This is a genomic window from Acinetobacter sp. Ac_3412, from assembly GCF_013072675.1.
Lineage (GTDB): Bacteria > Pseudomonadota > Gammaproteobacteria > Pseudomonadales > Moraxellaceae > Acinetobacter > Acinetobacter higginsii.
In genome coordinates this window covers 345,358-368,122 of sequence record NZ_LXUJ01000007.1, presented here as the reverse complement: position 1 = coordinate 368,122, position 22,765 = coordinate 345,358, and the positions used below count along the sequence as shown (strand labels likewise).

The window sequence follows — 22,765 nt, the reverse complement described above, 5'->3', positions numbered from 1 at the left end:
TCGTGTAAACTTTGCTTTTTGATTTTTACTGTGATGACAAACATGGCAACTGTTGATCTTTTTGCAATTGGTAATGCACTCATTGACCAAGAATTTAAGGTTTCAAATGAGTTTCTAACGCAACAGGGATTGCCAAAAGGCACAATGCATTTGGCCGATGGTGAAACACAGGCAAATTTATATCAAAAATTACAAGATACTCAAAGCTACAAGGGTCAAGCCAGTGGTGGTTCGGCAGCCAATACAACTGTTGCTTTCAGTGCTTTGGGTGGTACAGCATTTTATGGCTGCCGCGTAGGTAATGATGAACTGGGTACAATTTACCTAGACGGCTTGAACGAAGCAGGCATCACAACCACAACACAATCAATTAGTGAAGGTGTAACCGGTACATGTATGGTTTTGATCAGCCCTGATTCAGAACGCACCATGCAAACCTACCTCGGTATCACAGCTGAATTATCAACTGAACAAATCGACCTCGAACCACTTAAAACAGCAAAATGGCTGTATATCGAAGGCTACTTATCAACCAGCGATACTGCTCGTGTTGCAGTTAAGCAAGCACGCGAACTAGCTAAAGCACACGGTGTTAAAATTGCCCTTTCTCTTTCTGATCCTGCAATGGTGCAATATGCACGTCAAGGTTTAGTCGAACTCCTAGATGATGGTGTAGATCTGTTATTCTGTAATGAGCAAGAAGCGCTTATGTTTACCGAAACAGACAATCTTGATGCTGCGATTGAAAGCCTAAAATTAAAAAATCAACATATTGTGATTACACAAGGTGCAAAAGGTGCTGTGATTGTTGACCAAGCACACCACTTCCATGTCAATGGTCGTGCTGTTGAAGCTGTGGATACCAATGGTGCTGGCGATGCATTCTCAGGCGCATTTTTATATGCAATCAATGCTGGTTTAAGTTTGGAGGCTGCGGCACAACTTGCTATTTTGATCTCAAGTGAAGTGGTTGCTCAATTCGGACCCCGTTTAAGTGTAGAAAACTACGCTAAACTGTTTGAACAGTTTAAAAATTCTCAACAGGAATGTGCATAACATGGAAAAGATTTGCATGACTGAGGAAGTCCCTGAGCGTGAGTCTCGTGCATATGACACCATGAAAGGGACCACGATTTTCATTACTCAAAAAGATGGTAGTTTCTATGCCTATCAAAATGTTTGTCCGCATTTGCAAACCGAACTTGAGTATTTAGAAAATCAATTTTTAGACCAAGATAAAGAATACATTCAGTGTTCTACCCACGGTGCACTGTTTTCAGTCGAAACGGGTGAATGTATTTCTGGACCATGTTTAGGTGAGTTCCTTGAGAAAGTAAATTTGGAAGTCCACTCAGATGGTGGTATCTATATTGATTAAGCCCTAGATCATGAATTCTGCGATGACTGAGTTTTTCCTCAATTACTATCTGATGCCATTTCATATGAGTGTCGTGGCTTTAATTGTGCTCAGCATTGCAGAAACCATCGGGATTGTTATTGGCCTACGACCGAGTCAATTGGTTCAAAAGCTCACCCCAGATTGGTTACTGAATTCACCTCTACTTGACGTGAAATTTTCTAAATACCTGATCTTTGTTTTTTTACTGATTAATTTTAGTTTTGCAGGCTATTTTCTAGAACTTTCGTTCTTTGCTTTGCAGCACTACTTCATTTCACCTTACTATTTATTTGTTCCAGCACTAATCATCGATATTTTCTTTACCGTATTTATGATTCACTGCCTAGATCAAGTGATCAAACCCAAAGTCACTCATACACATACCAATTTGGTTGGTCGTTTAGCCACAATCTCAACTGGAAACGCACGCCCTGGTTTCTCAGCTCAGGCACGTGTACGTGATGAGTTCGGACAACTCTATTATGTACAAGTTGAACCTGAGTACGGTGAATTGGAATTACAGTCCCAAGTGTTGTTAATTAGCCAAAAATCAAACTCACACTATCTCGCGAAAAAAATATCTCTCTCAAATAATTTATTCGCACCAGACTGATTTTTGTCTCAAAATTGCGCTTGAATAGAGAAAAACAGTAATTTTTACATTTTATTACAAATATATCCTGCAAAAGTTTTGAATTTAGCTCTTCCCTTCTTGTTGTTTTCATGATCTCACTGGCACAAAAAACACAACAGTGATACCTATCACATTTTTTAAAATAATCTCTACCTATACACTAGGTTTTATAGATACTTCATTGTAAGAATTATTTAATTATGTAATTAAAACGATAAGTCACTGTATATATTATTAATTTTATATTCATACTATTTTAGTTGGTTTAATATTTATTTAATTCAATATAAACCTTATCTTTTTAATCAGATTTAAAAATATAAATACAACCGTTTTGATCAGGTTTTAAAATTAATTCATATTATTTTAGTTGGTTAAAATAAATATTTTAAATTTTTTAACAAAAACATCTCATCATATTGATTTAAAACAATTATTTAATTTTAGATTATTTGAAAATTCTAAAGGTTTATTTTCAATAAATTTTATTTAATAATGTTTTACATCTTCTTTAAATATGAGGCGAGGTTCTATGAACACGAGTTCTCAAGATCCAAATCGGCGACTCATCAGAGAAATCACGATTATTCTTATTATTAAAGTTGTACTTCTCTTGGTGATTAAACACATCTGGTTTGATGCGCCAACGATTCCAAAAGATTTTAACAATGAAGTTGCCGAGCGTATTGCTGGTGACATGTCCAAAACTCAGGAGACACGTTGATGATTTCTGAAAGCGTGGTCGATCTTTCGCGGTTCCAATTTGCAATGACCGCAATGTATCACTTTCTTTTCGTCCCTCTAACTTTAGGTTTAGCTTTTATTCTTGCCATCATGGAAACCACCTATGTGATTTCTGGTAAAGAAATTTATAAAGATATGACCAAATTTTGGGGGAAACTCTTCGGGATTAACTTTGCCTTAGGCGTAACCACTGGTCTGACTATGGAATTCCAGTTCGGTACCAACTGGGCTTATTATTCTCACTATGTAGGCGATATTTTCGGGGCACCGCTTGCAATTGAAGGCTTGATGGCTTTCTTCCTAGAATCCACCTTTATTGGTTTATTCTTCTTTGGCTGGGATCGTCTATCTAAAGTACAGCACTTAGGTGTGACTTGGCTGGTTGCGATTGGCTCGAATATGTCAGCCTTGTGGATTCTCATCGCCAATGGTTGGATGCAAAACCCAGTCGGTGCTGCATTTAACTACGAAACCATGCGTATGGAACTGGTGGATTTTGGTGCACTGATCTTTAACCCTGTGGCACAAGTAAAATTTGTACACACAGTTTCTGCAGGTTATGTCACTGGTGCAATCTTTGTACTTGCCATCTCAAGCTATTACTTATTAAAGAAACGTGATTTACCTTTTGCGCGTCGCTCATTCGCCATCGCTGCAATCTTCGGTTTAGCGTCAACTTTATCTGTGATTCTTCTTGGTGATGAATCAGGTTATGAGTTGGGTGATGTTCAAAAAACCAAACTTGCTGCAATCGAAGCAGAATGGCATACCGAACCTGCACCTGCAGCATTCACCTTATTTGGCCTCCCAAATCAGCAGGAAATGCGGACCGACTATGCAATTAAAATTCCTTATGTGATGGGGATTATTGCAACACGTTCTACCGATAAAGAAGTGACGGGTTTGCGTGACCTCATGAAAGAGCATGAAGTGCGTATCCGTAATGGAATGGTGGCCTATAGCGAATTAGAAAAACTTCGTGCAGGTGACCGCTCTCCAGAATTGTTAGCTTCATTTGAGAAAAATCAAAAAGACTTAGGTTATGGCCTACTCTTGAAAAAATATTCTCCAAATGTGGTTGATGCGACTGAAGAACATATCCAAGCTGCAACTAAAGATACCATTCCAAACGTCGCGGCACTGTTCTTCTCTTTCCGTGCTATGGTCGCTTCAGGCTTCCTCATGCTGTTGTTATTCCTATTCGCGACTTGGGCTGTGGCAAAACGTAATGCCGAAGATAAACCTTGGTTACTCAAATTTGCTTTGTTTGCTCTCCCTCTCCCATGGATTGCAGCTCAAACAGGTTGGTATGTAGCTGAAGGTGGTCGTCAGCCATGGTCGATTGGTGAAATCTTACCAACACACCTCTCTGCATCAAGCGTAAGCGCTGGTGATGTGTGGGGCTCGATTATTGCGCTTGCAGCGTTCTATACCGTACTGCTGATTATTGAAATGTACTTAATGATCAAATTTGCTCGTTTAGGTCCAAGTTCTTTGCATACTGGTAAATATCATTTTGAAAAACTAGAAGCAAAAACTGGGGAGGCTCAATCATGATCGAATATGAACTCCTAAAAATTATCTGGTGGGTGCTCGTTGGTGTACTACTGATTGGCTTTGCACTTACCGATGGTTTCGATATGGGCTCAATGGCACTGATGCCATTTGTAGGTAAAACCGACTCTGAACGCCGTGCTGCAATCAATACCATTGCGCCTCACTGGGATGGGAACCAAGTCTGGTTTATTACAGCAGGTGGTGCACTGTTTGCTGCTTGGCCAATGGTCTATGCAGTTGCCTTCTCTGGCATGTATTGGGCCTTACTACTGGTGCTATTTGCCCTGTTCCTGCGACCTGTCGGCTTCGATTATCGCTCTAAATTAGAGAATACCCAATGGCGTACCTCTTGGGACTGGGGCCTATGTATCGGTGGTGCCGTTCCTGCACTGGTTTTTGGTGTGGCATTCGGTAACTTGTTCTTAGGTGTACCATTTAGCTTAGATGACACTTTACGTTCGCAATATACTGGTAGCTTCTTTGCGCTATTGAATCCGTTTGCACTGATTTGCGGTATTGTCAGCCTATCAATGCTATGTGCGCATGGTGGTGCTTGGCTGATGTTACGTACTGATGGCAATTTGCATAACCGCTCTGCCAAAGCAACACAAATCATGGCAATCGTGTTCCTTGTGTGCTTCTTGGCTGCGGGTGCATGGTTATTGTTTGGCAATATCTCAGGTTATAGCTATGCAACTGCGGTTAATACCAATGCTGCGCTGAATCCGCTTGCGAAAGATGTGGTAACCAATGCCAATCATGGTTGGTTAAACAACTATGCAACGTATCCAATCACCATGGCTGCACCTATCGTTGCGATCCTCGGTGCGCTATTGGTAATTGTCAGTGCAGCGAAACATAAAGCGGCTGTGAGTTTTACAGGTACAAGCCTGATGATTGTTGGTGCAATTCTCACTGCTGGTTTTGCCTTGTTCCCATTCTTATTACCATCAAGCATTGATCCAACTTCAAGCTTGACCATGTGGGATGCTGTTTCTAGTCATAAAACCCTTGGGGTAATGACCGTTGCTGCATGTATCTTCGTTCCTCTCATTTTGATCTATACCTCTTGGTCGTATTACAAAATGTGGGGTGTCATCACCAACAAACATATCGAAGAAAATTCACATAGTTTGTATTAATCAGGAGATATGACATGTGGTATTTTGCATGGATTCTAGGTGTCTTGATGGCATGTTTCGCAGGTGTACTCAGTGCACTTTATATCGAACATCATCAAGATTTAGATGAGGAATAATAGAATGGCTGAAGCAATGACAACACCGAAGAATCGTAAAGCGCAAGTACTTGCAATGACCATTTCGTTTTTGTTGGCATTGCCGCTTGCTGCTATTTTACTGGTCCATCCAGCGCTGATGTTGGATGCCAACGGACATTATAATCATAGCTTGCTGATGTTGGTGATGATTGGGATTTCTGGCGGTTTCGTACATGGGGTTGGGTTTATACCAAGATTCTGGTTATGGAAATGGTTATTTAGTCCTTATATCGCTTGGCCATTAATGGTGTTGGGATATTTCATTTGGATTGGAAATTAATTTCTGAGGAATCTAAAAAAAAGAGGAAGCAATATTGCTTCCTCTTTTTTATCAACTTGATATTAAAACTTGAAGGATACAGAACCCGTTACACTACGCGGTGCACCAAAGGTTTGATTTGACGTATTTAAACGATAGCTTTTATCCGTAATATTATTGAGATTTAAACCCACTGTTAAATCTGGGCTGAGTTCATACTTCGCCATTGCATCAACCAATGTAAAAGCTTTTTGACCATTGCTATCACGAGCAAAGCCATCCATATCATAACTACTATAAATTTTACTCTGCCATGTCACGCCAGCGCCAATACTCAGCTTGTCTAAATCACCCGAAAACTTATAAGTAGCAAAGAGCTTAAACTGATCTTTTGGAATATCGGTATTGATACGATCGCCTTTTTCTTTGGTCTCTGAATAAGTATATCCCCCATTTAGATTCAGATTAGGCAGCACTTCTCCAGACACTGCCACATCAAAGCCTTTTGTCTTCGCACCTTTTGCAGAACGGTAATAAGATGTTCCAGCAACGGCACCAGGCACTTCTTCACTGGTTGCATATTTACCAGCTTCAACAGCAACATTATCCATATTCGATTGGAATAAAGCCAAACTGGTGTTCACACGACCCGCAAACAGCTCACCTTTTACACCTAGCTCATAGCTATCACCTTGTTTAGGATCCAGCAATTTCATTTGATAGTCTTTATTTGCTTGTGGTGAGAAGATACTGGTATAACTACCATAAACTGCCCATTCAGGTGTGACATCAAAAACGATCCCTGCATAAGGCGTAAACTGATCATCAATTTTAATTTTTGTTCCACTATTTTTATTACCAGACTCGGCATAATAATCAATGCTCGAAACACGCCCACCCAATATGACTTTCAAATGATCAAGAAGATTTAAACGAGTTGCTAAATAACCACCATATTGTCTAAATTGCAGTACAGAATTTCCTGCACTTGCCGCTGTATATAACCCAGCAGGCTGTGCAGTATAACCATTCCAGCTTTTGATATTAATTACGCCAGTTTCACCCATTACCCGATTGTAATAAGGATCATTTTGGTCTACATCCTGAAAGTTTGCACCTAGCATCAGCTCATGTTCACGACCAAAAAGTTGATATGGTCCAGTCACACCCAAATCAACAGAATGCTCAACAGGTTTAGTGTGCTGATAACCAGCAGTCACAGTTGATGTATTTTTTTCATAATCAGTGTAATAAACAGGTTTACCATCAGCGCCAATGACCTGTACACGCTTGCCATCTTGCGTCTTATAAACGCCAGATGTATTTGACCCAATCACACCATAAATACTTTCTGTATCGGTTGTCGCAAAATTATAATTTGCATTCAACTTCCAACGATTTTCAAACTCATGCTGCAACTGCGCAAATGCATTTAGACTATCGGTATGGGTATAAGCCCATCGTGGGGCTGAGTTGTCCTTACGTCCCATTGGAGAAAGAATATTCTTCGCATCAAAATTTGCGTAAGCGTGGATACTTTGGCCATCACTTTCATTACGGCTTAATGATGTACCAATACTTAAAACTGTTTTATCACTTAAATCAGCATCCACTACACCATATAAAATGGTTGATGCAGCGTCACCCCATTTCTGCCAGCTATCGCCTTGTTGATGTGCTGCGACAACACGACCACGAATACTCCCTGATTCATTCAAGGCTTGAGAGGCATCAATTTCACTACGCCAAGTATTCCATGAAGCATAACTCAGCTTGGCAGATGATTGAGCATTTGCTGTTGCATGCTTACGGTTAAAATTAACACTGGCGCTTGGCAAACCACTACCATTTAACAAGCCAGTTGCCCCCTTAACAACAGTAATATTTTCAAAAATAGCGGTATCAATATTACTGAGAGCGGTGTTACTACGACCTTCTATCGCAGGACTCGACAACAATCCATCAATCTGAAAGTTAATAATTTTAGAGCCACGCGAATAATACGAAGTATATTCACCACCCGTTCCCCAAGCAGATGTGGCACCATAACTTTGACGATAAATACCAGGAACCTGATCAAGTACCCCAGATACGCTTGTCAGATTTTGATCTTTCATTTGTTGTTCGGTTATCACACTCACTGACTGTGGCGTTTCTTTTAAAGACAGCTCCAGTTTGGTTGCCGATTTTGATTTTTTAATGGTATATGCAGAAGCTTCATGATCCGCTTTAAGATGAATAATCGGTAAAACATCCGATTTTTTTAAGTCTTCTGATTGATCTTCTGCCCACGTCATTGTTGTAGAAGCCCCAAATAGGCTAAACATAATCGCTATATATAAGTTGTAATGCTGCATTGCTCCCCCGAGATGAAATATTTTTTTACATAGTATATAAATGATAACAATTATCAATAGCATTTAATTCATCATGTTCCGATTAAATCAGTTAAGTTTTTGAATATAAGCTTTAATTTTTATTGAATTTAAATAATAATTATTATCATTATAGTTAACAGATTATTAACATGACTTTAAAACTCTTAGGGATCATGGTTTCACTGCTTGCCTGTATGAGTGTCTATCTCAGCCACACCCATCAAATTTTTCTGAAAAAGCAGTTGTCTCGGCCATTCTTCTACCTCGGACTTGTTGGCTTATTCGTCGGGTTAAGCATCTTGATTTATTGCTTACCCCTTTTGGTTGCTATTTTAATCTGGCTGGCAGTTGCTACGCTGGTTTGGTCATTTTCCCCCTTCATTATGCTCATGAAAAGGCCAACTTAAATGAACATGCTTAAACAAAAACTACAACCTGATTGGTGGACCAAAACATTTGTTGGTGCCGTTCTCGGTCTCAGCTTTGCAATGGCGATGGGAGCAATCATTCTTTTACTCAGTAAATCCAATGCTGATTCTTCGATTGCACCACAATTGGGAATGTGGTCAATTCCTTGGATTTGGCTATGCGTCTTTTTTATTGTCTATTTCATCCCGAAAGGCTGGCAAAGCTTAGTGATCTACAGTATTGCCAATGTCCTTGCTTATGCCCTGTTATTTTGGATAAGAGCTTAAAATGAAAATTCGTGCGGATATTATTAAAACAGGCAAAAATCTACATACGTGGGTTGGCATAAGCGCAGGTATTTTATTATTTATCTGTTTTTTTGCTGGTGGGCTAACGATGTTTCAACATCAACTTAGTCAATGGGCAGCGCCTCCTCAGCAAAAGTTAGCAAAAATTCAAACCAACCAATACAACCAATTGGTCGATAAAGTTCAGGCGAAGTTCCCTGAAACACAAAAGGCATTCACTTTAAGCTTTAACTGGCCAGAAGGACATAATGCACCCATCCAATGGGAAGCAGCGCATGAGGAAACTGAAGATCATCATGGCATTGATATTGCTCAAACAACTATGATGGCAACACTCGATAACAATGGACAACTGATTGCCAAAGAGGAAAATGTATCTAAATTAGGTTGGCTGATTGAACAACTGCATGAAACTGCGGGTATCCCTGGCATGATGGGACACCATACCGCAGGTGTAATGGTGATGGGTGTTGTGGCAGTTTTATACTTTCTTGCCATAATGTCGGGTTTAATCGTGTTACTCCCCACGCTGATCAGTGATTATTTTGCTGTGCGCAAAGGTAAAAACAAGAAACGCTTTTGGTTAGATACGCATAACGTCATTGGCATCACCAGCTTGCCCTTTCATATCATCATTAGTGTAAGTGTTGTGGTTTTTGCTTTTCATGATATTTTTTATGGTGCGCTCACTCAGCTGGTTTCGAAAGATAAGCCACTATTTGAACGTCCACCAGCCGTTAAAATTGTTGAGCCAAAGCCACAACTCGATGTAGAAAAAGTTTTTCTCAACATTCAAAAAGCAGCACCTGATTATCGTATTGATGGCATTCGTTTTAACCAACTGGATAATCCTGAACGCGCATCTGCCTTTGTTGCTTTATATCATCCGGATCGTATGCTTCGCGGTGATACCTTTGACTATATGTCATTTAATCCATATCAAAGTACACCTTACCCAACTAAAACCCTATCAATTGAAGAAAGCTCAGCTGCATCACTGATTCGTTCAATGTTTGCCTTACATTTTGGTAACTATGGTGGTGAACCCATTCGCTGGATCTATTTGATCTTTGGCTTAGGTGGGGCTTATCTGTTCTATTCAGGCAATATTCTGTGGATTGAAACTCGCCTGCGTAAACAGAAAAATCCCAACCTACCAGCACCGCAACAGCGTAAAGACGTCATGTTTATTGCCAATCTGACCATAGGTGCTTGCTTAGGTTGTATGTTAGCGATATTTACCAGTATGTTGATTGGTCGATGGGCCTATGTCATACCATTGCAATTACAAAGTCATAACCATGTATTTATGTATAGCTACTATTTAGTATTTATTGCTTGTATTTCATACAGTTTTATTATTGGTGCAGCAAAGGCTTTAGCCCAACTGTTCTTCGCCATTGCGCTTGTTTTATTGCTGATTCCTGCGACTTCTCTACTTGCTTATGTGTTTCCAATTCAAGGACTTTGGTATTCAACAGCACATTTGATTTGGATTGATATCGTTGCTTTGGTATTTGCTTTAATATTTATACGTTTTTATCAACAAGCCAGAGAGCGTGCTCAAGCTGCACCAGTTGGTTCAATTTGGTCTACGCAAAAAGTTGACCAAGCACCATCGCTTACTGAAAACCAAGCATAACCTCCTGTTCTTAACGCCATGATTGTTCCAATTCATCATGGCTTTTTTATGCATTAAAGAGATTTTTTCATTTCAATCAGTTGAATAGGTACAATGGGTTGCCCTACATCAGCCTCAATTGGATATTCGCTTTTCCGTCCCGTTATTTGGTAACCACGGCGCTGATAATAGGCCAACAGCTCAATACGAACATCCAGAACATGCATGACTAAATCACGAATCTTTGGATAATTTTGAGCAATATATAACTCAGCATAATTGAGTAATTCACGCCCATGGCCTTGATTCTGTATGCTTGGATCAATCGCAAAAGTACCTATCTCTATACAATCAGCATTCAAACTTAATCCAATGCAGGCAATAATCTCATCATTACCTAGCTCACCCACCAATAATTCGAAATTTAGTTGCTGCAATATTTGTTCTAATTGAGCTTTACCAATGCGATCGCCTTGCACATACGCTTTTTCAGTTGTCCAACTACGTTCTGATTGTTCTCTATAAGCGATATTAATCAGCTTAACCAATTGTTCCAAATCACTATTCTTTGCTTTTCTAATCTTTAAAGACATTTTTATTTTATTCCACACAAAACAAAGCCGATGAAAACATCGGCTTTGTTATTCAATTTTAGATTAGTTTGTTTGACCAGCTAACCAAGCCATAAATTTTTGGCGCTCAGCTTTAGATGCTTTCTGCCACAATTCTGCCAATTGTTGATCTGTGGTTTTTGCTGTACCGGCTGCCGCTGCTGTTGTTACCGCTACAGGCGCAGTTGCAACTACTTGTGCTGTGGTTCCTGCATAAACAGGTGCAGGTTGATTCGTAGCATTATTCTTATTCTTTTGGGTTAAATCCAAAGTACGGCTTAATAAATTACTGCCAGTGAACCATGGCTGTGCCTCATTATTTGCACCCGTTTGCTGCACCACCAGTTTTTTATTTTGATCATACAAAGCAACGGTAGGTTGATCTGCATATTTCTTTGCAGCATCGAAGTTTTTAGGTGCATTAACCAAACCTAGACTATAAGACTGATTGTCTTGTAAATCTGGTACTTGAATGGTTACAACGCCTGATTTAACGATGTCATGTTCACCATTTAAATGCTCAAAATATTCACGATAGCGAACATTAACAGTTAAATTGCCTGGATCTACTTGATAGTTATTCTTCTTTGATGGAATTAATCCACTATTTACTTCTTGACCATTTACAGCAAGAATCACGATTTCTTCAGGGGCAGTAATAGTGACTGCAGAAAAAACTGAACTACTTAATAATAAACCGAAAGCAGCAACACCAACTCTTAAAGACATTAGACTCTTCTCAGTATAAACAATTTATGAAATCGTAAGCACTATGCTCCGCGATTATGACCATTTTATGACAAAAACCAAAACTGTCTATTGCAACAATTCGGCTTATTTAAGATATATACAGCATATATATGGCAAAAGAAAATGACTTTATCTAACATTTTGTTTTGTAAAACAAATATATCGTTAAGAATTGTCTTGCTGCAAAATATAAACAAAACTGTATGTTAGCTTTATGTTTGAATTGGCCAATTTGACATCAGGTCTATTTCGAAGCCATGTTGATTTGAAAGGAAAATATTAAATCTAACACGCTGCATTAATGTAGCTTCCTGACAACAAAAAAGCCCATCTTTTGATGAGCTTTGCCGTTAACTAACTTATTCCCCAATTGGGATTGAGAATTTAAGTTGATTATTTCTCTGATCCAATGGCACCGGGGTATGTTTTGCAATTTTTTGCTGGTAGTCTTTTTCAGAAATTAAACCTCTGTTCTTCGCCTTCAAAATTGAGTTGAACTGTTGCTCATGTCCTTCTGCATTCAAAGCATCGAAATGTCTATGTTCCAGATAATATTGGGACCTATCATGAGGACTCATATTAGATGTATGCTGTTGTACTACGTGCGCTTGCTCTAATTCATAATTACGTTGATTGACACGATCTTGTTCTTGTTGCTTCATCGACTCAAAGAAATCAAACTGTTCACTACTTTTAACCTCTTTATGAGACTCATCATTATTTAGAATTAAAAGTGATTTATCTTTGCTGAAGATATCATCTGCACTATACACCGAACCACAAATTACCGTACTTATAAGAAGAATTACTAATTTTTTCACCAAAAAAACTCAACACAAAATAAATAAAGACAAGTGTATATTTTATTATTTACTCACTATTATTTCAAATTAAATATTAAAAACAAAAACTTATGATTATTATAAAAAATCATAACCCTTTTACTAAAGATCCATGATGATGTAATTCTTATAATTTTTTACTTCATAAGTGAAATAAATTTCCCATAAAAAACCTCCCGAAGGAGGCTTTCTATTTCTTGATTCAATTAAAGATCAGTTCCAATAAACACACTCGAAATAAAGAATTCCGCTTCTTCATCATCAGTTGAATCAAACTCCACCTCAAGGTGAATGACTTCAGCACCAGTCTTGTCTTTGAATTCTGCAAATTTCTTCTCAAGGAAATCTGAAATCTCATTTTCTAATGTTGCTCGTTCTTGGCGATATTGTTCTATTGCTTCTTTCATGATGAATTCCTATTAATCTGAACAACCATAAAAGCAAACTATTATGAAAATAACAAGACAACAAAAAAGCACTTTAAAGTGCTTTTTTAAAAGTAATCTTTGAAACAACTCTACCAATCGTATTATTTATTCTCAACACCTCTTTGTGCAAACCTTTTGTACTATCTAAACCTAATACTTTAGCTTGCTAAATTACAACCAATTCAGGCTTATCTTTAAACAATTGATCAATTTTTTCTTTAAATCAATGATTTCAAACTCATGCTCATCAGTTATTCTTTTTCTACTATCCTCTAACTCAACATTCTGGATTACCAGTTCTCGCAAAGTATGTACAAAGCTGCCCATTTCGTCAGCACTACTTGAAATTCCATTCGTAGAAATAAAAAAAGAGCACTAAACAGTGCCCCTTTTTTGCTACTCGTTTTAACTTAGTTAAAAGTTTTGAAACGTGCAGAATCATCCATATATGTTTTCTCGCCTGCCGCTGCTTCGATTGAACCGAATACAAGCTGAGCACGTAATTTCCAGTTTGCTGGAATATCAAAAGTTTCTGCAACTTCGGCATCAACAATTGGGTTGTAGTGCTGTAATGATGCACCCACGCCAATTTCAGATAAAGCAGTCCATGTTGCGAACTGAGCGATTGCACTTGAATGTTCTGACCATACTGGGAAGTTATCAGCATATAATGCAAATTGCTCTTGTAAGCCTTTTACAACATCTTGATCTTCATAGAATAACGCTGTACCAAAACCAGCAGCAAAGCTATCAATTTTTGTACTTGTATTTGCAAATGCTTCTGCTGGTACCATTTTACGCAAAGTTTCACGTACGATTTCCCAGAATTTAACATGAGATTCACCGTACAAAGTCACAACACGTGAAGTTTGCGAGTTGAATGATGATGGGCTGTGTTTTACCGCTTCACGGATGGTCTCTTCAATTTTAGTTTGGTCAACTGTAAGGTTTTTACCAATCGCATAAATGGTACGGCGTGATTTAATGCTATTTAAGAAGTTGCTCATGTTGTTATTCCTACCTTTGTGCCCTTTGGGGCGTTATCTTGGATTGAATGTAGTGTATAACGACGCATTTTTTAGGAATAGTCTAAAAAACATGACAGATCGTTTTATTTTTGAAACAGTCTTATTTTTTATTCGAAATAAAAAACTCCACATGTCGTGGAGTCTTTTTTAACACAATTTAATTACTTATCGGTTTCAAATAATGCAGCAACGAATGATTTAGCTGAGAAAGGACGTAAATCATCAATCTTCTCACCCACACCGATATAACGAATCGGCACATGGGTACGACTTGCAATATTAAATAACACGCCGCCTTTTGCTGTACCATCAAGCTTGGTAATGGTAATCCCAGTTAAGCCAACCGCTTCATCAAACAGCTGAACTTGGTTAATTGCATTTTGCCCCGTACCAGCATCAACGATGAGCATAATTTCATGTGGCGCAGTTGCATCAATCTTTTGCATCACACGCTTCACTTTTTTCAGCTCTTCCATCAAGTTGGCTTTATTCTGCAAACGTCCTGCAGTATCCGCGATCAAGACATCAATGCCTTTAGCACGCGCACTTTCAAAAGCATCAAAAATAACCGAAGCACTGTCTGCACCGTGACCTTGAGCAACCACAGGGATGTCATTACGCTCTCCCCAAATTTGCAGTTGTTCAGTCGCTGCCGCACGGAACGTATCACCTGCAGCAAGCATGACTTTCTTGCCTTCACCTTGTAAACGCTTCGCCAATTTACCGATGGTTGTGGTTTTACCCACACCATTTACACCGACCATGAGAATCACATAAGGTGATTTGTTAGGATCGATATGCAGTGGTTTAACACGCGGTGCGAGTAAAGCGACTAATTCTTCTTGCAGTGCTTTGTACAACGCATGGGAATAGATCAAATCACCACGAGCTGTTCTTTCAGTCAAATTGGCAATAATGGTTTTGGTTGCATCTACACCAATATCGGCAACCAACATTTGTTCTTCAACTTCTTCTAATAACTCGTCATCAATCTCTTTGCCACCAATCAGGATATTGACCATACCATCGGTGAAACTACGACGTGTTTTAGTCAAACCATCTTTCATACGGCCAAAGAATCCCGTAGCTTGGGTTTCTTCTTCGACAACAGGTGCTGTTGCTGCAATTGTTACAGGTGCTGACGTCTCAACTGTAGTTTTTACAACTGGCTCATCAATAATGGGAACATCGACAGCAGGTAAATTCGGTAATGTGACATCATCATCACCAATGTCAGCATCTATCAAGAATTTATTTTGCATATTCGATTGCTGTTGCATGTCGATTCCTTGAGAATAAAGCAGCTTTTAAAAAGACCGCTAGTCTAGCATAAATTGATTTCTTTTTTCCGACAGCGGCAAACCATTCATTTATAAATAAAAATGAATCGTTTAAAACTCACTCATCTTCTTTTGCCATTGCCGGGTATTGTTTAATACGATTCGATTCAAATTGATAAGCATTTAAAAGCTTTAGATAATCTACACGTCGAATTTTAGCCTGCTCCAAAGTGTCTTCGGCCAAATGCTGTGTTCTTGGATGGCTGGCTTGTTGTGCATACTGAACAACTTTTTGGTACTGCGCTGTGTTAATTGGACGTTGCAATGCGTTATACGCAAGTATAAAAATAGACAAAATAATAATACCGACCAAAACATTGTAAAATTGGTCCAACTTAAATCCTAATTTGGATTGCATAACCTTATGTTTAAAAATTATAGACAACATAATCTACCTCGAATTAGAGGTAGTGTAAGTCTCTGATTCGCTAAGGACAAGCACAACGTTCAATAAGTCACAATTCCACAACTTATTGAACGCACACTACTTTAGCAATGATTAACTGACTAATGTACGAACGAAGGAAAAGTACAAAATAAATGCAATGATGACTAAGGTAATAAAAATGGCAAACATCCCTACACCACTTTCAGCATCTGCAGGATGCAAGTCATCATCATCGGCAATATTTTTCAACTCTCCATCGTAGATCCTATAAAACTGATCTTTTTGTTCAGGACTTAAATGACTCGCAAAGTCATACACGCGTTTACGTTGTGCTAAGCAGTAATCACCCAAATGAATTTCTTGATGGAAAATGGCTTCATCAAGTAATTGACGATGATGATGAGCTAACGCAATAATTTGACTTTCTAATGGTGGAACATCCACAGTTACGCCATCAATGACATTGGACATGTTATTCTCCTTTTCTATTATTCTCACTTTGATTTTACTTAAAATTATTTGCGACAAATGTTTAATCGTGTAAGATTTTATTTACGTAATGACACCGAATATATTTGACAATTCAATCAATTTTGTCATAATAATTTAACAAATCTAAGTTAAAGTAGCTTAAATTCAAAGTAGAGTAACTTTGAATAGAATTTGCGGTAATCATAATTAAAATAAGGAGTTATATATGATTCAACAATTTACACACCATGAACTAGAGCATGTATATGCAAATGCGGTAAATACAATTCAATCGCAAAAAAACTTCCAAGATGCAGTGAAAGAGCTTGAAGAAGTAGCTAAAGCAGGTCACGGTAAAGCGGCATTATTTTTAGCAGAGTTGTATTATCAAGGCTTCCGAGTAGAACGTGATTCCTTGAAAGCACAGTATTGGCAGAAGATGGCAACCTTACAAGCATAATGAAACGTCACTTAGGTGGCGTTTTTTAATACCTATATAAAACGTATTAACATAGTTCTTTCATATTCTTGACTTGCGCTGTACCAAAGCTTTAGTCGCTTTGTCTTGCTCAGGTGGCGTTTTTTAATACCTGCATAAAACGAATTAACATGGTTCTTTCACATTTCTAACTTATGCTTCATCAAAGCTTTAGTTGCGTAGATTAGATACCTACAATATTTGCTTACGATTTAGATCAATTGTTTAAACATAACTGCCATCTATCTTTCTTATAATAAAACATAAGTTTAAGAATATTAGTTTAATAACATGTATCGTTTTAGCCATTTCCAACCAGTCTCACGTGAGTTGATGTTTAAAATTTCAATTCTAAAAACAATGATGTATTGTGGCGTTCTTTGGGGTTTATACCATCAGGGTTGGGCAATCAAATCGGATCAAGATGGTCATGTATTCCCCTTTTGGCTGAACGGCGTACAAGCTCATCGCTATGCTAAAGCACACTGGAAAAACTACACACCACGTAAGATTACGCCGAAAGATTTCCATGAGTCCTTGCTTCCAACTTTAACCCGTTTACAAGTTGAACCTGCTTTATTTAACTCTTCACATCGTAAATTTAAACTTTCAACTCAGCAAATGCAGCATTTCTTCTTTATGCCACATCAATCAGCAGTGACGGTTTAATTATTCTCTCTATTCCAATGATGACTTTTTAGACACTCATGAAGAAAAGTTATCATTGGAATGAAATTAGGGCTTTGCATTTAAAAAAAATACCGTTAAGTTAAATGAAAATGACAATACAACACAGGTGGATAAACAATGACAATCGTTGCTCAAGTCATCAAGAATAAAGCAGTACAATCAATTTTCACCATTTCACCCAATGCGACTGTACTTGAAGCAATTAAAATTATGGCAGAAAAAGGTGTTGGTGCTTTAGTCGTTGCCGAAGATGAGAAAGTCGTTGGAATTTTCTCTGAACGTGACTACACCCGTAAGATTGCTTTAATGGAACGTTCTTCAAACAATACGCCTGTGTCAGACATTATGACATCAAAAGTAATTTCTGTAGGTTTAAACCATACGGTAGAAGAATGCCTTAACCTGATGACTGACCGTCATTTACGTCATTTACCTGTGCTTGATCAAGAAAAGTTAGTTGGCTTTATCTCTATCGGAGACTTAGTTAAAGCTGCGATGGACGATCAACGTATTCTGATTGAGCAGCTTCAACAATATATTTCTGGTTAAAGATTTAATCAGACATAAAAAAGGGCAAGTTGATTGCCCTTTTTTAATAGATATTGTTTCGTTAAGCTTTAAGGAAATTTTGAATAGCAGGCACAAGACGTTTTAACAATTCATCTGCTTGTGCTTGTGTCATGTTTAATGGTGGTAATAAACGTACCACTGAACCTGCCGTTACATTGATAATCAGCTTATATTCATCACGTGCAATCGCAACCAGTTCAGCACAGTCTTTTGGCAGCTGAATTCCAATCATCATGCCAAAGCCACGCACTTGAACGTTATAATCGGCCAATTGTGCTCTGAGTTGATCAACAATATAGGCACCCACTGTAGCAGCATTCTCAACTGCATTTTCTTTTTCCAGAGTATCAAGCACGGTATATACCACACGTGAACCTAACACTGTTCCACCATAAGTTGAACCATGGCTACCTGCACCCAGTAAACCCACGGCTTTACCTTGTGTCATGACGGCACCAATTGGGAAGCCATTCCCTAAACCTTTAGCCGTTGTCATGACATCAGGAATAATGCTGGTGTGTTGATAAGCAAAGTATTTACCTGTACGGCCATTCCCTGTTTGAATCTCATCTAGCATCATCAACCAATTATGTTGATTACATAGCGCACGTACATCTTCTAAGTAACTAAACCCTTGTGGTGCGGTATTCACGCCGCCTTCACCTTGGATAGGCTCAATCAGGATAGCAACAATATCTGGATGGTTGATGGCTGCTTCTTGAATTGCTTCCACATCTCCAAACGGCACACGAATAAAACCTTCAACCAAGGGCGCAAAGCCTTCCTGTACTTTCTTATTGCCTGTTGCGGATAAGGTTGCAAGTGTACGGCCGTGGAAAGATTGTTCGGCGACTAAAATTTTAGGGTATGCAATGCCTTGTTGAGCACCAAATTTACGTGCAATTTTGATCGCACCTTCATTTGATTCAGCACCACTATTTGAAAAGAAGATTTCTTCCATCCCTGAAACTTCTGCCAGTTTCTGTGCTGCAGCTGTTTGCCAAGGAATTTCATATAGGTTACTGGTATGCACCAAAGTCGCAGCTTGTTCAGCAATCGCTTCTGCAATAACAGGGTGTGCATGTCCTAAACCGCACACAGCAATCCCCGTTAACGCATCTAAATATTCTGTACCCTCTGCCGTATATAGATACGCCCCTCGTCCTCGTACAAAGCTGATCGCTTGGCGACCATAGGTTGCCATAAGATGTGATGGTTGATCAGGTTGCACAGGAGCAAGAGTGATATTAGTCATAACAAACTCAATCTATCAGTAGTTGTGGTGAAAAAAGTTATATAAGCAAAAACTTGCGTAGATTGAAAGCCTAAAGTCACATTTATATAAGAAAAATCTTTCGCAATCCTCCGCCACGCTTTTTTTTAGGTATAATGCAAGGAGATTAGTTGAGGATCTATCTATGACGGAACAAGCGCGTGATACAGTAGCGTTAATTCGTGATCAAATTGCGAAACACCCTGTTTTACTTTACATGAAAGGCACTCCACAATTCCCGCAATGTGGTTTTTCTGCTCGTGCAGTAGAAGCACTTAGCCAAATTGGTCGTCCATTTGCCTATGTAAATATCTTGGAAAATCAAGATATTCGTGCAACTTTACCTCAAATTGCGAACTGGCCTACTTTTCCACAATTATGGATCAATGGCGAGTTAATCGGTGGTAGCGATATCATGCTTGAAATGTTCCAAAATGGTGAGTTAAAACCATTAGTTGAACAGTACAGCCCAGCGCCTGAAGCATAAGCTGATAAGCAAAAAGCCAATCAAATGATTGGCTTTTTTATTGGAAGGATTTTAATGTTGACTAAATCCAACATAGCGGAATAACCCTTCTACACCTAAATCTGCTTTATAAATGTGCATGTCGGCATAGTGAGCTTGAGTAACACTAGCAAAAATATTCATATTTGGATCTTCATGAATTTCATCTACTGACTGGGGTAAAACTTCTTCAAAACGATCAGCAATAAATTCAAAACCTAAATCCATTGCCATAAATAGCGTATGTTCACAAGGTTGAATATACTGCTCCTGATCCCAGTCGAGGACAGCATGCTGACAAAAAGGACATACAATGTTTTGAGTCGCATCGACAATATTGATAAGTTGATATGACATAATACTTAAGCGAAAAAAATTTCAGCCAGTTTAAAAGAATATGACGCGCTAATCTATCTTGAAGCGGAGGATTTAGCTGATGGCGACATTAGAACAAGCGATTGCATTTGCCGCAAAACAACATGAGGGCCAAGTCGACAAAGCCAATGCCCCTTATATTTTACATCCACTCAGAGTGATGCTGAATGTACCCAGTATGGATCATAAGATCATTGCTGTTCTGCACGATGTCTTAGAAGATACAGAAACAAGCATTGCAGATTTACAAGCTTTAGGATTCCAGGCACACATTATCGATGCAATCGTTGCACTCACAAAACAGGATGGTGAGTCTCGAATCGAAGCCGCTCAGCGCACTGTACAAAACCCTTTGGCACGTGTTGTGAAATTGGCTGATATCACTGACAATATGGACTTATCTCGAATTCCATCGCCAACCGCAAAAGATTTTGAGCGAATGGAACAATATCAGCAGGTTCAGGCTATATTATTAGCCCACAATGTTTAATAATCACTTTTATATTCATTTAACTTGATCACAATAAGCTGGAGTTTATAGCGTAATGCTAACGGATTTAGATGATTTTTATTGCTTCGCGCTGGTTGTAGAACATGGTGGCTTTAGTGCTGCTGAACGTGCAACAGACATTCCTAAATCTAAACTCAGCCGTAGGGTTTACAATCTCGAAGAACAATTAGGCGTGCGTCTGATTCAACGTAGTTCACGTCATTTTGCCGTGACTGATATTGGAATGGATGTTTACCGACATGCACAAGTGATGATGAATGCAGCCCAAGCAGCGCATGATGTGGTCAATCATTTGAGTAGTCAGCCACGTGGTGTCATCAAAGTCAGTGTACCAGTCGATATTGCTCAAAATCAGATGGCGAAAATCCTACCCGCCTTTTTGAAGAAATATCCTGAAGTTCGGGTGCAAATGATGATCAGCAACCGCCGTATTGATGTCATCAACGAAGGTGTCGATCTGGCGTTGCGTGTTCGATCTAAATTAGATGACGATCCGAACCTAGTATTACGTCAATTTGAAGCAATTGAACAACGTCTTTTTGCCAGCCAAGCCTATTTAAATGAGTTTGGTAATCTAACTACGCCTGAACAACTGGCAGAACATCGTATTATCAGCATGGCAGAAGATCATCTCGATCAACAGTTCTTGTTGACAGGCCCTGACCATCAGCAGAAAAAAATCAAAGTAAACCCCGTGATTATGGGTTCAAATTTACTGATGCTGGCGGAATTAGCCACTCAAAACTGTGGGATCGCCCTGCTTCCCGACAGTATTGCCCAAGACTTTGTAAAAACAGGGCAACTTGTGACTGTCTTACCCGAATGGACGGCACCACACGGTATTTTCCACGCAGTTTATCCATCGAGACGCGGTCTATTGCCCGCTGTTCGTGTTTTTATTGATTATTTGGTTGAACAACTTACCCAATGCTCAACTAAAAAAAAGCGCGATTAGAAATCGCGCTTTTTTTTATCGGATAACTTAAACGGCTGGATAATGTCCTGTGCCATTCGGCCATGGCGTTAATAGCTCAAAACCATCATCCGTTACAGCAACCATGTGCTCCCACTGAGCAGACAATGATTTATCTTGTGTCACCACAGTCCAACCATCATTCAGCTCTCGGACATGGCGTTTTCCAGCATTCACCATCGGCTCAATGGTAAACACCATGCCTTTTTTTAGGACCAAACCTTGACCTTTCTGACCGTAGTGCAAGATGTTCGGCTGTTCATGGTAAATACGGCCGATACCATGTCCGCAGTATTCACGCACAATGCTATAACCTTCACGCTGTGCAACAGATTGGATGGCATAGCCAATATCACCTAAAGTTGCCCCAGGTTTCACTGTATGAATACCCGCTAACATCGCTTCATAAGTGGTTTCAACCAGTTTTTTTGCTTCAGGCTTTGGCTCACCAACAAAATACATTCGGCTGGTATCGCCAAAATAACCATCTTTGATCACAGCAACATCGATATTTAAAATATCACCCTCTTGCAAAATCTTTTTCGCGGAAGGAATGGCGTGACACACTTCTTCATTGACAGAAATACAGGTCGTTTTGGTAAAACCGTGATAGCCCACATTGGCTGGAATCACCTGCAACGTATTCACAATATAATCATTACAGATATCATCTAAATATTCAGTTGAAACGCCAGGCTTGATATAAGGCCCGATCATTTCTAACACTTGTGCCGCTAACCGCCCAGAGATACGTAATTTCTCCAGATCTTGTTCAGTTTTAATGGTCACAGTAGAAGCTCTCATTCGAGATTTTCCTTATTCATCAATCAGATTAAAATCACATGCAGAAAAATTAATATGGGGACTGCATAAAGTATTTCAATATTTGTACGCCTTCCCATTGAAATCTTCAATCTATTTAAGACTAAAAGAGCATTTTATTTT

Annotated in this window: 29 protein-coding genes; 17 read left to right on the top strand and 12 right to left on the bottom strand. The window is 39.0% G+C overall.

The genetic code is table 11. From position 1 onward, the window contains the following. The first annotated feature begins 42 nt into the window (after positions 1-42). The 8 genes from A7P54_RS05220 to A7P54_RS05185 all read left to right on the top strand — a co-directional run bounded on the left by A7P54_RS05220 (position 43) and on the right by A7P54_RS05185 (position 5,893). The gene (locus tag A7P54_RS05220; RefSeq protein WP_171548859.1) at positions 43-1,056 is read left to right on the top strand and encodes an adenosine kinase; all 1,014 of its coding nucleotides are present in this window, start codon (positions 43-45) and stop codon (positions 1,054-1,056) included. A 16-nt stretch (positions 1,057-1,072) separates the two neighbouring features. Beyond that, a complete protein-coding gene (locus A7P54_RS05215) occupies positions 1,073-1,378 on the top strand; it encodes a Rieske (2Fe-2S) protein (protein ID WP_017402009.1) in 306 nt (101 codons plus the stop codon). A gap of 22 nt (positions 1,379-1,400) precedes the next feature. After that, positions 1,401-2,012 (top strand): OB-fold-containig protein, encoded by a 612-nt coding sequence (locus A7P54_RS05210; RefSeq protein ID WP_167515391.1) that lies wholly within the window; start codon positions 1,401-1,403, stop codon positions 2,010-2,012. A 553-nt stretch (positions 2,013-2,565) separates the two neighbouring features. Continuing rightward, positions 2,566-2,757, top strand: a complete 192-nt coding sequence (cydP, locus tag A7P54_RS05205; protein ID WP_004806751.1) for a cytochrome oxidase putative small subunit CydP — start codon at positions 2,566-2,568, stop codon at positions 2,755-2,757. Next, positions 2,757-4,334: a cytochrome ubiquinol oxidase subunit I gene (locus A7P54_RS05200; protein ID WP_005188126.1), complete on the top strand. Its 1,578-nt coding sequence runs from the start codon at positions 2,757-2,759 to the stop codon at positions 4,332-4,334. The genes cydP and A7P54_RS05200 overlap by 1 nt, the downstream gene beginning before the upstream one ends. Further along, on the top strand, positions 4,331-5,476 hold the full coding sequence (gene cydB / locus A7P54_RS05195; protein ID WP_004806746.1) for a cytochrome d ubiquinol oxidase subunit II: 1,146 nt from the start codon (positions 4,331-4,333) through the stop codon (positions 5,474-5,476). Before A7P54_RS05200 ends, cydB begins: the two co-directional genes overlap by 4 nt. Before the next feature lie 14 nt (positions 5,477-5,490). Continuing rightward, positions 5,491-5,592, top strand: coding sequence for a cytochrome bd-I oxidase subunit CydX (cydX, locus tag A7P54_RS05190; RefSeq protein ID WP_004653762.1), 102 nt, complete (start codon positions 5,491-5,493; stop codon positions 5,590-5,592). Between the two features lie 4 nt (positions 5,593-5,596). Continuing rightward, positions 5,597-5,893, top strand: a complete 297-nt coding sequence (locus A7P54_RS05185; RefSeq protein ID WP_171548858.1) for a cyd operon YbgE family protein — start codon at positions 5,597-5,599, stop codon at positions 5,891-5,893. Between the two features lie 62 nt (positions 5,894-5,955). On the opposite strand, the gene A7P54_RS05180 is transcribed toward A7P54_RS05185, so the two are convergent. Beyond that, positions 5,956-8,229 carry a TonB-dependent siderophore receptor gene (locus A7P54_RS05180; RefSeq protein WP_171548857.1) on the bottom strand — a complete coding sequence of 758 codons (2,274 nt, stop codon included), beginning with the start codon at positions 8,227-8,229 and terminating at the stop codon, positions 5,956-5,958. 170 nt (positions 8,230-8,399) lie between these two features. Between A7P54_RS05180 and A7P54_RS05175 the strand changes: the two genes are divergently transcribed. The 3 genes from A7P54_RS05175 to A7P54_RS05165 are packed head-to-tail and all read left to right on the top strand — an operon-like array spanning position 8,400 to position 10,608. Continuing rightward, the gene (locus tag A7P54_RS05175) at positions 8,400-8,657 is read left to right on the top strand and encodes a hypothetical protein (RefSeq protein ID WP_151715200.1); all 258 of its coding nucleotides are present in this window, start codon (positions 8,400-8,402) and stop codon (positions 8,655-8,657) included. Next, a complete protein-coding gene (locus A7P54_RS05170; protein ID WP_005212618.1) occupies positions 8,658-8,945 on the top strand; it encodes a hypothetical protein in 288 nt (95 codons plus the stop codon). It begins immediately after the preceding gene. 1 nt (position 8,946) lies between these two features. Further along, positions 8,947-10,608, top strand: a complete 1,662-nt coding sequence (locus tag A7P54_RS05165) for a PepSY-associated TM helix domain-containing protein (protein WP_171548856.1) — start codon at positions 8,947-8,949, stop codon at positions 10,606-10,608. A gap of 53 nt (positions 10,609-10,661) precedes the next feature. Here A7P54_RS05165 and A7P54_RS05160 read toward each other — a convergent pair whose 3' ends face one another. The 8 genes from A7P54_RS05160 to A7P54_RS05125 form a co-directional block, all read right to left on the bottom strand. Then, on the bottom strand, positions 10,662-11,180 hold the full coding sequence (locus A7P54_RS05160) for a GNAT family N-acetyltransferase (protein ID WP_171548855.1): 519 nt from the start codon (positions 11,178-11,180) through the stop codon (positions 10,662-10,664). Between the two features lie 63 nt (positions 11,181-11,243). Continuing rightward, the gene (locus A7P54_RS05155) at positions 11,244-11,927 is read right to left on the bottom strand and encodes a DUF2057 family protein (RefSeq protein WP_004806736.1); all 684 of its coding nucleotides are present in this window, start codon (positions 11,925-11,927) and stop codon (positions 11,244-11,246) included. Positions 11,928-12,307: 380 nt separating this feature from the next. Further along, a complete protein-coding gene (locus A7P54_RS05150) occupies positions 12,308-12,769 on the bottom strand; it encodes a hypothetical protein (protein WP_171548854.1) in 462 nt (153 codons plus the stop codon). Between the two features lie 227 nt (positions 12,770-12,996). Then, on the bottom strand, positions 12,997-13,197 hold the full coding sequence (locus A7P54_RS05145; RefSeq protein WP_004806733.1) for a hypothetical protein: 201 nt from the start codon (positions 13,195-13,197) through the stop codon (positions 12,997-12,999). Between the two features lie 431 nt (positions 13,198-13,628). Next, positions 13,629-14,225, bottom strand: coding sequence for a nitroreductase family protein (locus tag A7P54_RS05140; RefSeq protein ID WP_171548853.1), 597 nt, complete (start codon positions 14,223-14,225; stop codon positions 13,629-13,631). A gap of 182 nt (positions 14,226-14,407) precedes the next feature. Further along, the gene (gene ftsY / locus A7P54_RS05135) at positions 14,408-15,526 is read right to left on the bottom strand and encodes a signal recognition particle-docking protein FtsY (protein WP_171548852.1); all 1,119 of its coding nucleotides are present in this window, start codon (positions 15,524-15,526) and stop codon (positions 14,408-14,410) included. A gap of 118 nt (positions 15,527-15,644) precedes the next feature. Beyond that, a complete protein-coding gene (locus tag A7P54_RS05130) occupies positions 15,645-15,974 on the bottom strand; it encodes a hypothetical protein (protein ID WP_004806727.1) in 330 nt (109 codons plus the stop codon). A 111-nt stretch (positions 15,975-16,085) separates the two neighbouring features. Then, a complete protein-coding gene (locus A7P54_RS05125; protein ID WP_004806721.1) occupies positions 16,086-16,445 on the bottom strand; it encodes a hypothetical protein in 360 nt (119 codons plus the stop codon). 226 nt (positions 16,446-16,671) lie between these two features. Between A7P54_RS05125 and A7P54_RS05120 the strand changes: the two genes are divergently transcribed. From A7P54_RS05120 to A7P54_RS05110, 3 genes are all read left to right on the top strand, one after another. Continuing rightward, positions 16,672-16,905: a hypothetical protein gene (locus tag A7P54_RS05120; protein ID WP_004653777.1), complete on the top strand. Its 234-nt coding sequence runs from the start codon at positions 16,672-16,674 to the stop codon at positions 16,903-16,905. Positions 16,906-17,214: 309 nt separating this feature from the next. Then, a complete protein-coding gene (locus tag A7P54_RS05115; protein WP_004806719.1) occupies positions 17,215-17,592 on the top strand; it encodes a DUF2750 domain-containing protein in 378 nt (125 codons plus the stop codon). A 138-nt stretch (positions 17,593-17,730) separates the two neighbouring features. Beyond that, complete coding sequence (locus A7P54_RS05110; protein WP_005204092.1) at positions 17,731-18,162, top strand: CBS domain-containing protein; 432 nt, start codon at positions 17,731-17,733, stop codon at positions 18,160-18,162. A gap of 61 nt (positions 18,163-18,223) precedes the next feature. On the opposite strand, the gene A7P54_RS05105 is transcribed toward A7P54_RS05110, so the two are convergent. Continuing rightward, the gene (locus A7P54_RS05105; RefSeq protein ID WP_159883484.1) at positions 18,224-19,438 is read right to left on the bottom strand and encodes an aspartate aminotransferase family protein; all 1,215 of its coding nucleotides are present in this window, start codon (positions 19,436-19,438) and stop codon (positions 18,224-18,226) included. 163 nt (positions 19,439-19,601) lie between these two features. Between A7P54_RS05105 and grxD the strand changes: the two genes are divergently transcribed. Continuing rightward, a complete protein-coding gene (gene grxD / locus A7P54_RS05100; protein WP_004639270.1) occupies positions 19,602-19,943 on the top strand; it encodes a Grx4 family monothiol glutaredoxin in 342 nt (113 codons plus the stop codon). Between the two features lie 51 nt (positions 19,944-19,994). Here the strand turns inward: grxD and A7P54_RS05095 are convergent, their stop codons facing one another. Continuing rightward, entirely contained in the window at positions 19,995-20,318 is a 324-nt protein-coding gene (locus A7P54_RS05095; RefSeq protein ID WP_005204097.1) for a hypothetical protein, read from the bottom strand. A gap of 79 nt (positions 20,319-20,397) precedes the next feature. Between A7P54_RS05095 and A7P54_RS05090 the strand changes: the two genes are divergently transcribed. Together A7P54_RS05090 and A7P54_RS05085 are read left to right on the top strand one after the other, a co-directional pair. Then, positions 20,398-20,826, top strand: a complete 429-nt coding sequence (locus A7P54_RS05090) for a guanosine-3',5'-bis(diphosphate) 3'-pyrophosphohydrolase (RefSeq protein WP_171548851.1) — start codon at positions 20,398-20,400, stop codon at positions 20,824-20,826. Positions 20,827-20,881: 55 nt separating this feature from the next. Then, complete coding sequence (locus A7P54_RS05085) at positions 20,882-21,802, top strand: LysR family transcriptional regulator (protein ID WP_004806707.1); 921 nt, start codon at positions 20,882-20,884, stop codon at positions 21,800-21,802. 27 nt (positions 21,803-21,829) lie between these two features. On the opposite strand, the gene map is transcribed toward A7P54_RS05085, so the two are convergent. Continuing rightward, positions 21,830-22,624: a type I methionyl aminopeptidase gene (map, locus tag A7P54_RS05080; protein ID WP_005313487.1), complete on the bottom strand. Its 795-nt coding sequence runs from the start codon at positions 22,622-22,624 to the stop codon at positions 21,830-21,832. Positions 22,625-22,765 lie beyond the last annotated feature (141 nt).

What these genes read in the sequence shown, in the direction of transcription:
- A7P54_RS05125 (WP_004806721.1), bottom strand. Translation starts at nt 16,445, where the DNA reads ATGTCCAATGTCATTGATGGCGTAACTGTGGATGTTCCACCATTAGAA.
- A7P54_RS05110 (WP_005204092.1), top strand. Translation starts at nt 17,731, where the DNA reads ATGACAATCGTTGCTCAAGTCATCAAGAATAAAGCAGTACAATCAATT.
- A7P54_RS05170 (WP_005212618.1), top strand. Translation starts at nt 8,658, where the DNA reads ATGAACATGCTTAAACAAAAACTACAACCTGATTGGTGGACCAAAACA.
- A7P54_RS05140 (WP_171548853.1), bottom strand. Translation starts at nt 14,225, where the DNA reads ATGAGCAACTTCTTAAATAGCATTAAATCACGCCGTACCATTTATGCG.
- cydX (WP_004653762.1), top strand. Translation starts at nt 5,491, where the DNA reads ATGTGGTATTTTGCATGGATTCTAGGTGTCTTGATGGCATGTTTCGCA.
- A7P54_RS05165 (WP_171548856.1), top strand. Translation starts at nt 8,947, where the DNA reads ATGAAAATTCGTGCGGATATTATTAAAACAGGCAAAAATCTACATACG.
- ftsY (WP_171548852.1), bottom strand. Translation starts at nt 15,526, where the DNA reads ATGCAACAGCAATCGAATATGCAAAATAAATTCTTGATAGATGCTGAC.
- A7P54_RS05115 (WP_004806719.1), top strand. Translation starts at nt 17,215, where the DNA reads ATGTATCGTTTTAGCCATTTCCAACCAGTCTCACGTGAGTTGATGTTT.
- A7P54_RS05185 (WP_171548858.1), top strand. Translation starts at nt 5,597, where the DNA reads ATGGCTGAAGCAATGACAACACCGAAGAATCGTAAAGCGCAAGTACTT.
- A7P54_RS05215 (WP_017402009.1), top strand. Translation starts at nt 1,073, where the DNA reads ATGACTGAGGAAGTCCCTGAGCGTGAGTCTCGTGCATATGACACCATG.
- A7P54_RS05180 (WP_171548857.1), bottom strand. Translation starts at nt 8,229, where the DNA reads ATGCAGCATTACAACTTATATATAGCGATTATGTTTAGCCTATTTGGG.
- grxD (WP_004639270.1), top strand. Translation starts at nt 19,602, where the DNA reads ATGACGGAACAAGCGCGTGATACAGTAGCGTTAATTCGTGATCAAATT.
- A7P54_RS05130 (WP_004806727.1), bottom strand. Translation starts at nt 15,974, where the DNA reads ATGTTGTCTATAATTTTTAAACATAAGGTTATGCAATCCAAATTAGGA.
- A7P54_RS05085 (WP_004806707.1), top strand. Translation starts at nt 20,882, where the DNA reads ATGCTAACGGATTTAGATGATTTTTATTGCTTCGCGCTGGTTGTAGAA.
- A7P54_RS05210 (WP_167515391.1), top strand. Translation starts at nt 1,401, where the DNA reads ATGACTGAGTTTTTCCTCAATTACTATCTGATGCCATTTCATATGAGT.
- A7P54_RS05160 (WP_171548855.1), bottom strand. Translation starts at nt 11,180, where the DNA reads ATGTCTTTAAAGATTAGAAAAGCAAAGAATAGTGATTTGGAACAATTG.
- map (WP_005313487.1), bottom strand. Translation starts at nt 22,624, where the DNA reads ATGAGAGCTTCTACTGTGACCATTAAAACTGAACAAGATCTGGAGAAA.
- A7P54_RS05155 (WP_004806736.1), bottom strand. Translation starts at nt 11,927, where the DNA reads ATGTCTTTAAGAGTTGGTGTTGCTGCTTTCGGTTTATTATTAAGTAGT.
- A7P54_RS05120 (WP_004653777.1), top strand. Translation starts at nt 16,672, where the DNA reads ATGATTCAACAATTTACACACCATGAACTAGAGCATGTATATGCAAAT.
- A7P54_RS05175 (WP_151715200.1), top strand. Translation starts at nt 8,400, where the DNA reads ATGACTTTAAAACTCTTAGGGATCATGGTTTCACTGCTTGCCTGTATG.
- A7P54_RS05090 (WP_171548851.1), top strand. Translation starts at nt 20,398, where the DNA reads ATGGCGACATTAGAACAAGCGATTGCATTTGCCGCAAAACAACATGAG.
- A7P54_RS05220 (WP_171548859.1), top strand. Translation starts at nt 43, where the DNA reads ATGGCAACTGTTGATCTTTTTGCAATTGGTAATGCACTCATTGACCAA.
- cydP (WP_004806751.1), top strand. Translation starts at nt 2,566, where the DNA reads ATGAACACGAGTTCTCAAGATCCAAATCGGCGACTCATCAGAGAAATC.
- A7P54_RS05095 (WP_005204097.1), bottom strand. Translation starts at nt 20,318, where the DNA reads ATGTCATATCAACTTATCAATATTGTCGATGCGACTCAAAACATTGTA.
- A7P54_RS05200 (WP_005188126.1), top strand. Translation starts at nt 2,757, where the DNA reads ATGATTTCTGAAAGCGTGGTCGATCTTTCGCGGTTCCAATTTGCAATG.
- A7P54_RS05105 (WP_159883484.1), bottom strand. Translation starts at nt 19,438, where the DNA reads ATGACTAATATCACTCTTGCTCCTGTGCAACCTGATCAACCATCACAT.
- A7P54_RS05145 (WP_004806733.1), bottom strand. Translation starts at nt 13,197, where the DNA reads ATGAAAGAAGCAATAGAACAATATCGCCAAGAACGAGCAACATTAGAA.
- cydB (WP_004806746.1), top strand. Translation starts at nt 4,331, where the DNA reads ATGATCGAATATGAACTCCTAAAAATTATCTGGTGGGTGCTCGTTGGT.